General features: G+C 37.0%; 13 protein-coding genes and 1 riboswitch. Of the genes, 10 read left to right on the top strand and 3 right to left on the bottom strand.

From position 1 onward, the window contains the following. From IRZ78_RS01900 to IRZ78_RS01885, 4 genes are read left to right on the top strand one after another with little or no spacing between them, the layout of a single operon-like run. The gene (locus tag IRZ78_RS01900) at window positions 1-1,287 is read left to right on the top strand and encodes a cell surface protein (protein WP_194614909.1); all 1,287 of its coding nucleotides are present in this window, start codon (window positions 1-3) and stop codon (window positions 1,285-1,287) included. A gap of 41 nt (window positions 1,288-1,328) precedes the next feature. After that, a complete protein-coding gene (locus IRZ78_RS01895) occupies window positions 1,329-2,561 on the top strand; it encodes a hypothetical protein (protein WP_194614908.1) in 1,233 nt (410 codons plus the stop codon). A 7-nt stretch (window positions 2,562-2,568) separates the two neighbouring features. Further along, window positions 2,569-3,798: a hypothetical protein gene (locus IRZ78_RS01890; RefSeq protein ID WP_194614907.1), complete on the top strand. Its 1,230-nt coding sequence runs from the start codon at window positions 2,569-2,571 to the stop codon at window positions 3,796-3,798. Window positions 3,799-3,856: 58 nt separating this feature from the next. Beyond that, window positions 3,857-4,804, top strand: a complete 948-nt coding sequence (locus IRZ78_RS01885; RefSeq protein ID WP_194614906.1) for a DUF4465 domain-containing protein — start codon at window positions 3,857-3,859, stop codon at window positions 4,802-4,804. Window positions 4,805-4,895: 91 nt separating this feature from the next. On the opposite strand, the gene IRZ78_RS01880 is transcribed toward IRZ78_RS01885, so the two are convergent. Next, window positions 4,896-5,426, bottom strand: coding sequence for an NAD(P)H-dependent oxidoreductase (locus IRZ78_RS01880; RefSeq protein WP_194614905.1), 531 nt, complete (start codon window positions 5,424-5,426; stop codon window positions 4,896-4,898). 158 nt (window positions 5,427-5,584) lie between these two features. Here IRZ78_RS01880 and IRZ78_RS01875 point away from each other — a divergent pair, with 158 nt between their 5' ends. Both IRZ78_RS01875 and IRZ78_RS01870 read left to right on the top strand, forming a co-directional pair. Next, window positions 5,585-5,953 (top strand): helix-turn-helix domain-containing protein, encoded by a 369-nt coding sequence (locus IRZ78_RS01875; RefSeq protein WP_194614904.1) that lies wholly within the window; start codon window positions 5,585-5,587, stop codon window positions 5,951-5,953. A gap of 82 nt (window positions 5,954-6,035) precedes the next feature. After that, window positions 6,036-6,458, top strand: coding sequence for an MgtC/SapB family protein (locus tag IRZ78_RS01870; RefSeq protein WP_194614903.1), 423 nt, complete (start codon window positions 6,036-6,038; stop codon window positions 6,456-6,458). 186 nt (window positions 6,459-6,644) lie between these two features. Here IRZ78_RS01870 and IRZ78_RS01865 read toward each other — a convergent pair whose 3' ends face one another. Then, window positions 6,645-6,785 carry a hypothetical protein gene (locus IRZ78_RS01865; protein ID WP_194614972.1) on the bottom strand — a complete coding sequence of 47 codons (141 nt, stop codon included), beginning with the start codon at window positions 6,783-6,785 and terminating at the stop codon, window positions 6,645-6,647. Window positions 6,786-7,052: 267 nt separating this feature from the next. Then, window positions 7,053-7,152: riboswitch (SAM riboswitch) on the top strand. 254 nt (window positions 7,153-7,406) lie between these two features. On the opposite strand from IRZ78_RS01865, the gene IRZ78_RS01860 reads away from it, so the two are divergent. The 4 genes from IRZ78_RS01860 to IRZ78_RS01845 all read left to right on the top strand — a co-directional run bounded on the left by IRZ78_RS01860 (window position 7,407) and on the right by IRZ78_RS01845 (window position 12,470). Further along, window positions 7,407-8,387: a TlpA disulfide reductase family protein gene (locus IRZ78_RS01860; protein WP_194614902.1), complete on the top strand. Its 981-nt coding sequence runs from the start codon at window positions 7,407-7,409 to the stop codon at window positions 8,385-8,387. Window positions 8,388-8,588: 201 nt separating this feature from the next. Beyond that, a complete protein-coding gene (locus tag IRZ78_RS01855; RefSeq protein WP_194614901.1) occupies window positions 8,589-10,049 on the top strand; it encodes an amino acid permease in 1,461 nt (486 codons plus the stop codon). Between the two features lie 63 nt (window positions 10,050-10,112). Next, window positions 10,113-11,606 (top strand): aminotransferase class V-fold PLP-dependent enzyme, encoded by a 1,494-nt coding sequence (locus IRZ78_RS01850; protein ID WP_194614900.1) that lies wholly within the window; start codon window positions 10,113-10,115, stop codon window positions 11,604-11,606. 420 nt (window positions 11,607-12,026) lie between these two features. Beyond that, entirely contained in the window at window positions 12,027-12,470 is a 444-nt protein-coding gene (locus IRZ78_RS01845) for a VOC family protein (RefSeq protein WP_194614899.1), read from the top strand. 181 nt (window positions 12,471-12,651) lie between these two features. Here IRZ78_RS01845 and IRZ78_RS01840 read toward each other — a convergent pair whose 3' ends face one another. Beyond that, entirely contained in the window at window positions 12,652-15,282 is a 2,631-nt protein-coding gene (locus IRZ78_RS01840) for a T9SS type A sorting domain-containing protein (RefSeq protein ID WP_228520323.1), read from the bottom strand. Window positions 15,283-15,350: the final 68 nt, after the last annotated feature.

Raw genomic sequence — 15,350 nt, 5'->3', positions numbered from 1 at the left:
ATGTATCACAACTTTTTAAAACATTTTCGATTCGCAGTGCTTTTATTAGTATCACTAACACTTACCAATTGTTCTGATAGTGGATCGAATGACGATGATAACGGCGAAACTACTGTTGAAAACGAATATAGTGTACAACGGTCTAAAATAATATCAGTTACGGCACATAATGGCTTAAGTACAGAGGCTAAATTTACATGGAGCGTGACAAAAGGACCGTCAGAGAATTATGCGTTTTCTGATGTTACAGCCAAAGAAACCTTATTCGCTGCGACAGACGTTGGCGTTTACGAACTTACGTTACTGATCAATGATCAGGGAATGATGCAAACGCAAAAAGTAAAGGTAAATGTAACCAAAGAAACAAAGGAATATAAAACCTTTATTGACAAGGTATTTGAATTTAAACCGGCACCCGGACAGTTTATAAATGATTTACCGGCAGCCAATGACGGAGAAACGACCGAAAGAATTTTGGACAGAGCCAATACATACCTAGCCAAGAAAAACGGAGATCTTATTTCGCTTGGAGCATTTGGTGGTTACATTGTTTTTGGATTTGATCATACCATTGTAAACATAAAAGGGAAACGTGATTTTAGGGTTTTAGGCAATGCTTTCTGGGCAGATGCCAATCCTAATCCTGATACTTCAATGCGCGGAGGCAGTAGTGAAGCGGGAGTTATAATGGTTTCTTACGACAAGAATAAAAACGGACTTCCGGATGATGAATGGTACGAAATAGAAGGTGCCGGACACAACATGGAAAAAACGATTCATAATTACGAAATCACCTATTACAGGCCAGATCCTAATAAAGCACCCGTTCCCGGAGGCGGAACCGGAACTGTACTTTTTACTGATATAGAATACATCTACTGGAAAGACAATCAGGGTAAAGATGGTTATCTGGCACAAAACAACGCCTACAATCACTCCTTAGATTACTGGCCAAAATGGCTTAAAGATCAGCCAAGCCTCACCTTTAAAGGAACAAGATTACCCGACAATGCTGTTGATGAAAGCGGAACCGGAAGCTATTTTGTTCAGTATGCATTTCTTTACGGATATGCTGATAATGCACCTAACAACGACGATGATTCTGCTATAGATATTGATTGGGCAATTGATAAAAACGGAAACAAAATTCACCTTCCGGGAGTAGATTTTGTAAAAGTGTATAATGGTCTCAACCAACAAGCGGGATGGTTAGGCGAAACTTCTACCGAAATAATGGGAGCAACAGATTTGCACCTTTTGGGAGAAAATATTCCGACCAGAAAATAGAATAATTAGAATGTTAAATTAAAATTATAATACCAAAAACCATGAAAAAAAACCTTACCCATTTATTATTAATTGCCTTTGCAGCCGTGTTTACTGGTTGCAGCAGCAACAATGATGATGATAAAGCTGAAGAAAAGATCGCAGTTACACTTCAGGAAAAATACGAAACATCGACATTTAGTGTTGTAAACATACCGGCTTTTGCCGAAACTACCAGCCCTGTTTACCAATGGATATTGACTAAAAACCCGGTGAACCAAAAGACGGATTCTATTGTAGGAAATACAAAAGACCTGCGTTTTGTAGCCATTTATGCTGGAGCTTATGAGCTTACTTTAAATGTCACTTCAGGAGACCAAAAAGGCAGCAAAAAAACAATCGTAAACGTAACTAACGAAACTAAAAATTACAATCCGTACATCACGAGTATTTTCGATTTTGATCCGGCACCGGGAATGTTTGCCAATGATTTATACAAAGACGGATTTAAAAAAGAAGATATTTTACGTACTGCTTTGGGCAGAATCAATGAGACTAATGTAGGTTATCAACTAGACTTAGGAGGTTTTGGAGGTTCTATTATTATTGGTTTCGATCATACCGTTGTAAATGTTACAGGACAAAGTGATTTTAGAATTTATGGAGGAGATTTAACAGACAAAGCGAATCCGCCGGCACCCGGAATTGTATATGTTGCTTATGATAAAAATGGAAACGGAAAACCAGACGAAGACGAATGGTACGAAATCATAGGAAGCCAGCATACGAAAGCCACCACAACAAAGAATTTTAAAATAACCTACCATAAAAAAGCTGCCGGAGCACCTGTTGTAGTGGGCGGACCAAACGATATGTTTTCTGATCGTGAGCATATCTTTTGCGAAAATAATTCACCTGAATCATATTACTTACCAAGATCTAAAAGCAAAAAAGAATATTATCCTTTATGGGCTGCTCAAACCGCAGTTACTTATGAAGGTACAAGACTTAATGTAGATTTTGTTACAGCACGCCCTGGGCAAAGTACATTATGGAATTTTACACCTCCGCAATGGGGATATGCAAATGCAGTTAATCCAGATATTGATATCAACTGGGCTGTAGATAAAAACGGAAACAAAGCCAATCTTCCGGGAATTAATTTTATAAAAGTAGTCAACTGTGTGAGCGAACCAATGGGACTTTGCCATCAGCAATCTTCCATGGCTGCCAAATTTGCAGGTGCAGGAGATCTACATTTATTAAAAAAATACAACTTAAAAAAAGTAAAATAATAAGAATATGAAAAAGTATTTAAAACATAGTTTGTTTCTGGTAGCTATTGGCACTTTTTACTGCTGTAGTAATGACGATTCAAAACAAGATAACCCTGAAACGCAACCCGTTAAAGAAGCTTCTCTTTCATTAAAATTAGCCTCAGATTTTACTGTGAGCAGATACAATTCAGTAACCGTAGAACCACAAGTGTTGATTGAAAATGCTGATGCTGAACTTGCTAAATACAAATGGACAGTAAAAGTAACCGGAACTGGCGGAGCTGTAAAAGATTCTGTTATTGGAGACACCAAAAACTTACAGTTTATAACAGCAATAGCAGCTAATTATACAATAGATCTAACGGTAACCTTGGATAAATTGGTAAAACAAGCTTCTACAAAAGTTACAGTTTCAGAAACGGGAAAAAACTATAATTCAAAAGCATTATCGCTAATCGATTATGTACCTGCTCCGAGTTTTAATCTTGATAATTATGGTTTTACTACCAAAGCAGAAGTTTTGGAACAAGTTAAGTCAGATCTTATCGAAGGAAATGCGGTTCCATTAGGAACTTTCGGGGGATCTATTACCACAGCATTTGATCATACTGTAGTAAATGCTTACGGAAAACGTGATTTTAAGATTCAAATGAATGAAGACAGTGGCAACTCAAAAGTTTCTCCTGTGAGTGTTTATGTTGCTTACGATGCAAATAAAAACGGTATTGCAGACGATAACGAATGGTATGAAATTGCCGGTAGCGAATACAATAAATCGACTACTGTAAAGAATTATGAAATTACATACAACAAACCAAATGCAGGCAAAGCTGCTGTAGCAGGTACAAAAGACTGGCAGTTTGATAAAGAATATCTTAAATGGACAGACAATAAAACGGCATCCGGTTTTATTACAAGAACAAAAAAATGGAGACGCTATAATTATTACCCACAATGGATGGGAGAATCTTACACGCTAAAAGGAACAAAAATATACCTGCCTGTAAAAGATGTAAGCGATGGAGAGGGAACAACCTATAACATAGGAACTTTTGAGTGGGGTTACGGAGGGATTAAAGATCCGTCAATAGACATTAGCTGGGCTGTAGACAGCAACGGAAAGAAAGTTCATTTACCTGGAATCGATTTTGTAAAAGTATACGTTTCGACATATGCCGAAGCCGGCGCGACAGATTTGGTAACCAATTTCTTTACACACGTCGAAGATTTGAATTTCCCAAAAGCAATCAAGTAAAAACCACCTTTTCTTGAAAGTTATTAAAGACGAATATTAACCCTAAATTTTATAAATTATGAAAAAAGTACTTTATTTTTTGACAGTTGGTCTTTTCTTGGGACTTTCATCCTGTAATAATGATGACGCCCCTTTAAGCAACGAAAGCGCAAGTGCAGTAGCGAAAAACGCCAGTGATATAACAAAAAAAACAGTTACCGATCCGGCAATTGGAACCACATCAACGCTTAATTTAACCAGTGCATTATTAACCAGCGGAATCACTACAACGGGTGGTAAATACTGGGAAAACACGTATGTATCGAACACGAATTTAAATGTTGATATTTTTACATTTTCGCATACAGCTACCTCTTCAGGTTATAATTATTGGGATGGTTTTATCGTTTCTAATGTAAATGATATTACAGATTACGGTTCTGGTTCAGGTCCTGGCGGATCTGATGGATGGGTGCCTCATCAATGGGGAACTATGGCCGGAAGCGGTTTTGGTACTTCTTCTACAATTGCAGCAGGAACTCCAGGAACAACTGGTGATCCTTATATCGTGGCGTATTGGTCAAGCTATTTAGATCCTAAAAATCCACAAGGAACTACTTTTAGCGAAAGCGTTTTTTCTAACTGGATTAAAATTGGAAACACAGGATTATACGAAGTGAAAGGATTAAAAATCAACATGCATCCATGGCCGTATTACGGTTGTCTGTACGGAGATGGATTCGCAAGAGCATTCACTTCAGGTGATTCTTTCAAATTATTAATTTACGGAGTAGCCGAAGACGGAACAATCACGAATCCTATTGTACATACATTAGCCAATCATACAGGATCTTCATTAGTAATGCCTACAGGATGGATAAACGTAAATACAAGTAATCTTCAGAGTTTAGGAGAAGTAAAATATCTTGTTTTCCAGATGAGTTCTACAGATTCAGATTTAGTTTACGGAATGAATACTGCAGCTTATTTTTGTTTAGACAAACTTTCTGTAAAACGTGTAGATTAAATACACTAATCTCATTACATATAAAAGCTGCAAGAAATCTTGCAGCTTTTTTTATGAATATTTCTTCCCCAATAAATATTCTTCTTATAAATTATAAAGCTTCCAGAAAAGCAATATACTCCTCCGTATTTTCTTCTATACTTTCAGCAGAAGGATTATTTTCAGCATTATAAAAAGCAAATAAAGGACGATAATTGGCTCTTACATAATTGAAGGTAACCTCAAAAGGAGTTGTCAGTTGTTCCAGAGTATATTTGTATCTTCCGCTTGCCCTATAATCCTCTTTACTAATACCCGCAGAAATCGCAAGTGCAATTTTTTTATTGGCTACTTTATAACCGCTTGTACTACCATAGGCCCATCCGTGCGTCAATACTTCATCCAGCCATTTTTTTAGCAATGGCGGACAATTGAACCAGTAAAACGGAAACTGAAATACAATCGTGTCATGACTTTCTATTAGCTGTTGTTCTTTTTCTACATCAATTTTTTCGTCAGGATACAAACTGTATAAATCATGTAAAGTATAGTGGTTAGGATATTTTTTTAATTCTTCAATCCATCTTTTATTAATTAAAGAATTTTCAAGCGTGGGATGTATTATAATTACAAGAGTTTTCATTGTATAACTATTAAAATTAGAAATGCAAAGGTCGCGCTGATAAACAAATACAACAATAAGGGGCGAATTAATCATATAGTGATAAATTAATCCCCATTGCTATTTGGTACAGAAAATCTTTTTTGTCTGTACTTTTGTATTTCTAAAAGGAATGAAATATGTATCAGCGAAAAATACCAATCGATTATAATTGCGGACTTAATGTGGCCATGGAAGTAGTGGGTTCTAAATGGAAATTTTGTTTACTGGACGAAATTTCAAAAGGAATAAAGCGGCCTAAAGATCTTATCAACGCTGTAAATGGTATTACAAAACGCGTATTGCAAAATCAATTGAAAGAACTTGAATTTCACGGACTTTTAGGAAAAACAATTTATAATGAAATCCCTTTACGGGTAGAATATTTTCTAACCGAATCAGGAGAATCCCTAATGCCCTTGATTGTGGCAATTGATAAATGGGGATTGGCATTTGCGCCTCAATTAAAAGCGATACTTGAAAATCAAATTCTTGAAACAGAAGTTTAGATTAGGAATTAGAATCCTGAAAATTCTTATATTTAATCTTAAAAAAAATAAAGATTTTTTCTAATCTTATAAAACAATAATTTTGAGTACAACAGAATTTTTTACCCGACTTGTAATAGCATTGTTCGCAGGACTAATTATAGGTTTTGAAAGGCAATGGCATCATAAAGAAACAGGACTAAAAACCAATATGCTCGTAGCAACAGGAGCTGCCGCTTTTGTATTATTGTCTATAAAAGTGGCTGCAAGCACACCCAATATCGATGTAACCCGTATTACCGCTCAGGTAGTTATGGGAGTCGGATTTCTGGGAGCAGGAGTTATTTTTAGGGAAGGGCCCAATGTACACGGACTAAATTCTGCTGCCACAATATGGTGCAGCGCCGCTATAGGTTGTATCGCCGCTTCAGGTTATTTTGCCGAAGCTTTAATTTGTACTTTTTTGGTAACTATTGTGAATACCGTTCTTGAACCTATAGAAAAGTGGATGAGGAATAGGAAGTAGGAGGAGAGAGAGAGAATAGAATAAAGAACAAAGAGAATAGACGGTAGATCAAAAAATAAAAATCTGCTCAATCTGTGAGAGAAAATATTTAAACATTTACAAACATAAATTTCACACCTTGTCTATGCGTTAATATTTAAATTGAAACGCCTTTTAACCGATCCTAAAAGCTATGTTCCTATGTGTTTAAATAATAAATAATGTTATTTTAAAAGCCTCTCCAATTCTAAAATAAAGTCCCCGGTCGCTTTTACCCACAGCGGCATCCAATCCTACGTTGATTTTTTTTTTGACTTTACCATTTCCGAAAGGAATTAAATAGGACACTTTTTTTTTGTTTTGAAAAGCATTTCTTAATAATGCAGTATATATTTTTAATCGCTAAATACCGGAAATTTTAAATGAAACCAGAATATTTTTAAGTGCATAACAAACTGATATTTTTATTGTTATCCCTTATTTTATTGAGGTTTTTTTGTCTTTTACAACTACTTTTGTTCTAAATTAATTTAAAATATTTTGAAAAATAAATTTAAACTCTACTAGTTACATAGAATTTATCTGTATATTTGCAGAGTAGAAAAAATCTACATGAACTTATCCAGAAAGACTGAGGGAGTAGGCCCGGTGATGTCTTAGCAACCTGTTGCCAAATAAGGTGCTAAATCCTTCCGCCAACGCGGACAGATAAGATAGATTTCATTAGTAAATCTGCGTAAGATCATTAGTATTAAATCACTTATTTTTTAGAATGAAAACTGAACAAATATTACCTGCCTGTCCCGAACAATGTAACTTATTTTCAAAAATAGAAAACCACCTCCTGGTTTTCCGAATGTACTACACATAACTTTTTTTAGATCCCTTTTCTTTTTTATCCATACAATAATAGACCATTTTAATACTGGTTCGGGAATTTCTATGTCCAATTTTTAAAAAACAAACCCAATGAAAAAAATAGTAGTATTTCTAGCTTTATGCCTTGGCGCAACAACAGCCCAGGCACAAGACGCAAATGTGCAGCTAAAAGGAACAGTTGTCGATACCGTGGCCCAATATGTTTACCTGCAAAAGTTTCACAACAAGATGTTTACCACAATAGATTCGGTAAAAGTTACCGCCGGAAAATTCAGTTTTAAAACGAAAGTTAAACTTCCTGAATTGTACGGATTAAGCGTAAATACAGCTGATTCACCACTATATATATTTCTTGAAAAATCTCTAGTTACGGTAAAATTAAGCCCTGTTAAGTATTATAGCACATCGGTTGTAGAAGGTTCTGCATCTCAGGATTTGTTTGATACTTACCGAAAAACAAAGGACATTGATATAAGTAAATTTATAACAGAACATCCTGGCTCTCTGGTTTCTTCCTATGTCTTGTACAGAAATTGGTCGTACAGATTAAGTCCGGAAGAGATCACAAAAAACATTGCGCTTTTAGATAAAAGTCAGCAAAATTCCACTTACGTGAAAGAACTTCAGGCACTTGTAAAAGTGCTTAACGGATTACAGGTGGGAAAAAAAGCACCGGATTTTGTCTCTAACGACCCCGAAGGAAAATCGGTTCGTTTTTCAGAAAACAATAAAGGATATACATTGGTAGATTTCTGGGCTTCATGGTGCGGACCTTGCCGAAGAGAAAACCCAAATATTGTAGCAGCTTACAAAGAATACCATGATAAAGGTTTTAATATCATCGGAATTTCTTTAGACAAAAAGAAAGAAAACTGGGTAAAAGGAATTCAGGACGATCACTTAGACTGGCTGCATGTTTCTGATTTATTATTCTGGAATAGTGCCATCGCAAAATTATACGGTGTAAGAGCAATTCCTGCCAATTATTTAGTCGATTCAAAAGGAATTATTGTAGCAAGAAATCTTCACGGAGACGAACTTCAGACTACGCTTAAATCACTTTTAAAATAAAGAACTACAAACCTGCACGGTTTTTAAAACTTTCGCAGGTTTTATAATTTGTAAAAACCGATTATTAAAACATCTAAATGTCAGAAAATATAGTTTTTCAAAACATTTTCTATCTGTTTTAGCATTAAACATTACCAGCAGAATAACGATTAAAACGCTATCAAAAAGCGAGGTAAACAAATTATTCTCAACAATAAAATTATGATATTAAAAAAATCAATAGAGAGATTAGTCTCAGAAAATGAGCAAAATGAAGGAGCAGGATTAAAACGTTCATTAGGCCCCATAAACCTTGTCGCGCTTGGAATTGGCGCCATTGTAGGAGCAGGAATATTTTCGCTTACGGGCATTGTAGCAGCCGAAAATGCAGGACCGGCAGTTATTTTATCTTTTATTCTTGCAGCAGTTGCCTGTGCTTTTTGTGCATTATGCTACGCCGAATATGCCTCGATGATTCCGGTTGCGGGTTCAGCTTATACCTATACATACGCCACAATGGGAGAGTTTATGGCCTGGATTATTGGTTGGGATCTGGTTCTTGAATATGCGCTTGCATCGGCGACCGTGGCCGTAAGCTGGTCGAGTTATGCAACCAAATTGCTGGCACAGCTTCATATCAATTTGCCTTCGGAATTAACCAGTTCACCATTCGATCCAGTAAAACTAGCCGATGGCTCAACTTTAAGTGGCGGAATCGTAAATCTTCCTGCCATTGTAATTGTAGCCTTGCTTTCGTTGGTTTTAGCAAAAGGCACTAAAGAATCAGCAACGATGAACAATTTGCTGGTATTGTTAAAATTAAGCGTAATTGTGCTGTTTATTGTTTTAGGCTGGTCTTTTATTCAACAAGTAAACTACCATCCTTTTATACCTGAAAATACAGGAGAATTTGGCCACTTTGGCTGGTCAGGAATCATTAGGGGAGCCGCAGTGGTATTCTTTGGTTTTATTGGTTTTGATGCCGTTTCTACAGCCGCACAGGAATCTAAAAATCCGCAAAAAGATATGCCAATCGGGATCATAGGATCGCTTTTGGTGGCGACTGTATTATACGTTGCATTTTCTTATGTTATGACAGGAATGGTTTCGTATAAAACCTTTATTGGCGATGCAAGTCCGGCGGCAACTGCTTTTGCGGTTACAGGATTTCATTTCTTAAACAGTGCTTTAATTATTGCAATTTTAGCAGGATATACCTCCGTAATTCTTGTCATGCTTATGGGGCAATCGAGAGTTTTTTACAGCATGTCTAAAGACGGACTTTTACCTTCTTTTTTTAGTGATATCCACAGCAAGTTTAAAACACCCTGGAAAAGTAACCTTTTCTTCATGGTATTTGTGAGCCTGTTGGCCGGATTTGTACCCATTTCAGATTTAGGACATATGGTCAGCATCGGAACCCTATTTGCCTTTTCATTAGTTTCATTAGGTATTATCATTCTACGAAAAACAAGCCCCGATGCAAAACGAGGATTTCGGGTTCCGCTTGTACCTTTTGTACCCATTTTAGGAATCGCAGTATGTGTTTTCCTAATGACAGGACTTCCTCTTGAAAGCTGGGAACGCTTATTTATCTGGATGGCCATTGGGATTGTTTTTTATTTTTTATACGGAAAACGACATAGCAAATTGAGAAAAGAGAAGAAACATTTAGATCAGTAATCTAAAAAGTTAAGCAAGAAATCAAAGTTTAAAAAAAGAAGTTAATTTAAAAATGAGATGGAAATGAATGTTATTGAGAAAACGAAACCAAGTCAGTTAGAGCGCTATTTTTCTAAGTTTAGAAGAAATACAATAGGAGTAAACCACACTTTCGAGTCGGCATATGGCACACAAAACTTATTGTATGCAGACTGGGTAGCCAGCGGAAGATTATACCTGCCCATTGAAGATATTATGCTCAATAAAATAGGCCCAATGATTGCTAATACACACTCTTTCTCGAGCGAAACAGGTAAAACGTCGACTTATGCCTACAATCATGCCAGACAATTAATCAAAAAGCATGTTAATGCTAACGAATCTGATGTTTTGGTGACAACCGGAACCGGAATGACAGCCGCGTTATCAAAGCTACAGCGTTTTATAGGATTGCGTAATGCTCATAACAGAGTAAGTAATGAGTTGGATCAAGCTGATAAACCTGTTGTTTTTATCACCCATATGGAGCATCATTCCAATCAGGTTTCCTGGTATGAAACCAATGCCGATGTTGTGATGGTACCTCCGGATGAAAATAATCTGACCGACCCAAAAATACTCGACGAATTGCTTCAAAAATACACCAACAGAACTTTAAAAATTGGTTCGTTTACAGCTGCTTCAAATGTTACGGGAATCATTACGCCTTATCATGAACTGGCCAGAGTAATGCATGAAAACAACGGATTCTGCTTTGTCGATTTTGCTGCTGCGGCACCTTATGTACCAATCGATATGCACCCAAAAGACCCTCAAGAACAATTGGACGCCATCTTTTTTTCTCCTCATAAATTCTTAGGTGGGCCTGGAACCTGTGGCGTTTTGGTTTTTAATGAAAAGTTGTATAAAAGTGAGGTTCCCGATAATCCCGGAGGAGGAAATGTAAAAATCACCAACCCCTGGGGAATATATCATTACAGTGATTCAATCGAAGTCAAAGAAGATGGCGGAACTCCGGGTTTTCTGCAAGTCATGAGAGCAGCTTTGGCTTTGAAACTCAAAGACCAAATGGCTATCGAAAATATTAAAAAAAGAGAAAAAGAATTGCTAAATCTCTGTTATAGCGAGTTTCAAAAGATTCCCGGTTTGTCTATTCTGGGAGATCTAAAAACAGAAAGAATAGGTTGTGTTTCCTTTTTAATAGAAGACATTCATTACAATTTAATCGTCCGACTTTTAAACGATCGTTTTGGGGTTCAGGTTCGTGGCGGCTGGTCCTGCGCAAGTACATATGCCCATTATTTATTCAATATCAATGAGGCACAATCCAACAAGATAACTGAAGATCTTCTTCAGAGAAACCAAACCAATAAACCGGGATGGGTACGTTTGTCTTTGCATCCCATCATGACCAACAACGAGGTTTTATTTATTTCTGATGCCATAAAGCAAATCGTTTTGCATCATAAAGAATGGCAAAAAGATTATCAGCACAATAGTGCGACCAATGAATATGAAAGTATTGTAAAAGAAGAAACGATAGAAAACGAGGTAAAAGAATGGTTTTGGCTGGAATAAATTTTCTATGATAAAAGGAAATCTTTTTTTAGGAGCTAATCCCGCTATACGTTACAATCTTTTGTGCCGAACACCGGCACAAAAGGATTTCCACGTCTATCGGGGCTCAATCATTTTCATAACAATATTTTCGTCCAGTTTGTCATCCTGAGGAACGAAGGATCACACAAGGAACTCGATAAAGATTGGCGACGTTCTATACGTTATTTCTAGTGTGAGCTCTCCTTAGGTCGAGATGACAAACGGCGCGATAGCTCCAGCGGAGCGTAATATTTATAGCCAATCAGAATGTAGTTTTCAATAGCTCCAGAGGAGTGACATATCATAGCAATGTATCTTAAAATGCGTTGGGATAAAATTATAGGCAATTAAACCAAAAACAATTTTTAAATCAGGTATTTACATCAAAAAACAATCACAATGAATAATATAATAGGATTTCATCATTTTGCGATCAAAGCACAGGATTTTGAAAGAACCGTGCAATTTTATAAAACCCTAAATTTTGAGGAAGTTCACAATTGGAGTCTACCCGAATTTAATCTGGAAAAGTGCGTAATGCTCAAAAACAAAGCATTCGATTCTTATATAGAAATATGTGACAATAACGCCGATTTTCCTACTCAGGGACGTAAAAGAAAGCAAGGAGATCCGTATGTCGAAAATTCAGTTTTACATATTTGTTTTACTGTTTTGGATGCCAAAAAAGCGTATGATGAAGCAATCAAAAATGGCGCAAAACCATTATCAGCAAAAGAAACTTTAGAACTTAAAAATCATAGAAAAGCCGTAACTGTAAATAATAGTCTGGTGTATAGTCCGAATGGCGAAGTAATTGAATTTCTTGAATCTGTGGTATTTTAAAACAGTAATTTCACGAATTAACACTAATTGGTTTGGGGATAATTTCACAAACTAAGCTGAGACATAAGTACAAAAAGTAAACACGAATTTCACGAATTAACACAGATTGCTTTGTGTAATAATTTCACAAGAATTAAAATTAGTGTCAATTAGTGAAATTCGTGTTTAAACTAAATAAAACTTATTTTTTGATAAATTTAAAGTTTTGGACTTTGTTTGCTGCGGTTGAAACTTTTATTATATAAACGCCTTTAGCAAGATGATTTACAGGTATTTCAGAACTGATCATATCTTCAGCAACAGTAGTCGTTTTCCAGATTTCTCTCCCCACTAAGTCGTACATAGAAATGGCAACAGGACCATTAATTGTATGATCAAATTTTATTTGGAAAGTAGTCGTTGCCGGATTAGGAAAAACATAGTTCGTCGAAGCATTTCCCCAGTTGTAATTGGGCGTACTTAAAACCGGTCCCTGATAAATCGCATACAAAGCAGCATCGGCCTGAGGAAGCTGAACGTTTAATGTACCCTGTGTTGAACTTATTGTGCCCGAGTATAATTCTTTTACGGTATAATTTCCGGAACCCAATCCCAGACGACTTAAATTAACATTGTTGGTAGTTGCCATATTACTGTAATTAAATACAGCCACATAAGTCACATTATTATGGGTTGCCGAGAAAATATTAGCGGCGTTATAACCCGTATTTCCGTCAGCCGGAAGAAAGTGCATATCAGCACGGGCAACATTCATAACATCATTATTTTGTAAAAGAAGCTGCGATCTGGCTTTCCACGGACCTGTAGCAGAAAAGTCATCACCGCTTGTAATAGTCCCTGTAACAACACTGCTTAACAGTCTAGCACGATTTTCGCCAATCGAAGCATTACCAAAAACCACATGATCAGCATCTAAATAATCGTAGATCTTATTTTGCCACCAGCCATAAGTCGTACTATTTAAAGTATAATCAGTATCGCCGATACTCGTATACGCATCGCAGGCAATACGGCGAACATGCACAAACGGACCCGTTGCCAAATTTGGCGATATTGCCGCCTGAACAAGCATTTTTCCGTCAATTTCATCTACTAAAAATTTCATTCCTTCCTGGTATGCTTCCATACCTGTATGCAGCTGATTGTTGGCAAAACCATCTGCTTCGATACTGGCGTGAGTCAAAAAGTCGATTTTGATCATTTCAAATCCTGCTGCTTTAAAGCGGTTCATGAAATATCGAATTCTCGCTTTGGTTCCCGGACTTGTAGGATCCATGGCATAAGCGCCATCTAACTCAAGCGGACTTCCGTTCACCATTGTCCAACATTGGTTGTAGGTGTACGAACTTCCTTCTACAGGACGATTGTACTTGCCCCAGTCTACGAACGGAGCCCAGTAAATACCGGCTTTATATCCCTTATTTTTGGCATAAGTAACAAACTGTGCGAGTTCAGCATCCGACATATTATCCCAATACGAATCAAGATCGATAAATAGGGTATTGTCTTCGGTTTTGAAAGCTGGACAATCATCATGAAAAAAGTCTACCACAGCTTTTGCCTTTGTAAGATTAATATTCGATTGTATAGCACCCCAGCTGTTCCAGCCAATAGGTTTTGGAGCCGTCCAGTCAAAAATATATTTAGACTGCAATGCTGCATTTGCTTGTGCAAATTCCTCCAGCCCCGTACGCCAGTCATCAGTAGCATTCAATAATACTTTTGGCGAAGCACAACTTGTTTGGCCCACATTTACCCAACCGTGTCCACGTTGATCTCTTGTAATATCGTTTTTTGTCCATCCTGCAATCACCGAAACATAGGCAGATGATGCACCACCGCCACTTACGGCAATACCGGTTTTCCATTTGGTATGCTCAACAGATCCAATAACCAAACCTTTGCGATTTGTATTGTTATAAATATTGGTCACCTCAGAAGCAGTAAAATCGGCAGAGTTAAGTGCGTAGGCATTGTACCGAATCCATGCATCATTATCGTAAGGCACAAATAAAGCCCTGGTGTCGCCGCTGCCAAAATTAGGCGTTACCTGATAACTGGTTAATGGCGACATTTTATAAGAGTTAGAACCGTTTCCGGTAAGGACAACTTGTACGGCAACATAATTTTTATTGCTGTAAGCATAAAAAACCTGCTGCATTCCCAAAGTATAATTACCGCTTAAAGTAAAAATATGTTTGGTTCCGCTGCCAATATTATCTGTAAATGCTTCTGAAGTATAAGTTGCCGTAGCATAATTACCACTCAGATACTGCTGATCACTAAAAGCATAAGCCGATGCATTGGTAATTACGGTCGCGCCATTAAATTTTACATTATAGGTTTTCGTGCCTAAATTATAAACGATGCTATTGTTTGTACCAAAGGGAATTGTTTGTGTAGAAGAAGAACCAATTGGCGTTAACACAAACTTGTCTAAATTAGGTGCCCATGAACTGGTGTTATCCCAAAGCAGAGTAGTGGTACCGCTGTTAAGGTATACACTTACGTTTTTTGAAGCTGCTGTGCTCCATCCGCCACTTGGCTCACACGGAATTGCAATAGTGGTTGCAGCACCTGCCGTTAACCTAATCGTTCTAGGATCGCCTGTGCAGTAAAACAATTGCAGCTTGTACCAGCCTGTCGCGGCTACATTCACATTGACAGAAACACTGCTGGTACCACCTAAATTGCCAACTATTTTTCCTGAACAGGAATCACAATTTTGTATGTCGGCATTATTGGTGCGCGTGCCATTTTCGAATTCATACGTTTGAGCTGAACTTACGATTGCTGTAAGAAATAACAGCATGGTAAGGACCTTTTTGACTGACGATTTTTGTTTTGTAATTTTTTCTTGCATAATAATATATTAAAATT

The organism is Flavobacterium sp. CSZ (genome assembly GCF_015350725.1).
In the GTDB taxonomy this organism is placed as follows: Bacteria; Bacteroidota; Bacteroidia; order Flavobacteriales; family Flavobacteriaceae; genus Flavobacterium.
The sequence above is the reverse complement of the archived record's forward strand: the minus strand, read 5'-3'. Positions and strand labels throughout refer to the sequence as shown.

What these genes read in the sequence shown, in the direction of transcription:
- IRZ78_RS01850 (WP_194614900.1), top strand. Translation starts at nt 10,113, where the DNA reads ATGAATGTTATTGAGAAAACGAAACCAAGTCAGTTAGAGCGCTATTTT.
- IRZ78_RS01840 (WP_228520323.1), bottom strand. Translation starts at nt 15,282, where the DNA reads ATGCTGTTATTTCTTACAGCAATCGTAAGTTCAGCTCAAACGTATGAA.
- IRZ78_RS01895 (WP_194614908.1), top strand. Translation starts at nt 1,329, where the DNA reads ATGAAAAAAAACCTTACCCATTTATTATTAATTGCCTTTGCAGCCGTG.
- IRZ78_RS01845 (WP_194614899.1), top strand. Translation starts at nt 12,027, where the DNA reads ATGAATAATATAATAGGATTTCATCATTTTGCGATCAAAGCACAGGAT.
- IRZ78_RS01900 (WP_194614909.1), top strand. Translation starts at nt 1, where the DNA reads ATGTATCACAACTTTTTAAAACATTTTCGATTCGCAGTGCTTTTATTA.
- IRZ78_RS01885 (WP_194614906.1), top strand. Translation starts at nt 3,857, where the DNA reads ATGAAAAAAGTACTTTATTTTTTGACAGTTGGTCTTTTCTTGGGACTT.
- IRZ78_RS01890 (WP_194614907.1), top strand. Translation starts at nt 2,569, where the DNA reads ATGAAAAAGTATTTAAAACATAGTTTGTTTCTGGTAGCTATTGGCACT.
- IRZ78_RS01875 (WP_194614904.1), top strand. Translation starts at nt 5,585, where the DNA reads ATGTATCAGCGAAAAATACCAATCGATTATAATTGCGGACTTAATGTG.
- IRZ78_RS01855 (WP_194614901.1), top strand. Translation starts at nt 8,589, where the DNA reads ATGATATTAAAAAAATCAATAGAGAGATTAGTCTCAGAAAATGAGCAA.
- IRZ78_RS01880 (WP_194614905.1), bottom strand. Translation starts at nt 5,426, where the DNA reads ATGAAAACTCTTGTAATTATAATACATCCCACGCTTGAAAATTCTTTA.
- IRZ78_RS01860 (WP_194614902.1), top strand. Translation starts at nt 7,407, where the DNA reads ATGAAAAAAATAGTAGTATTTCTAGCTTTATGCCTTGGCGCAACAACA.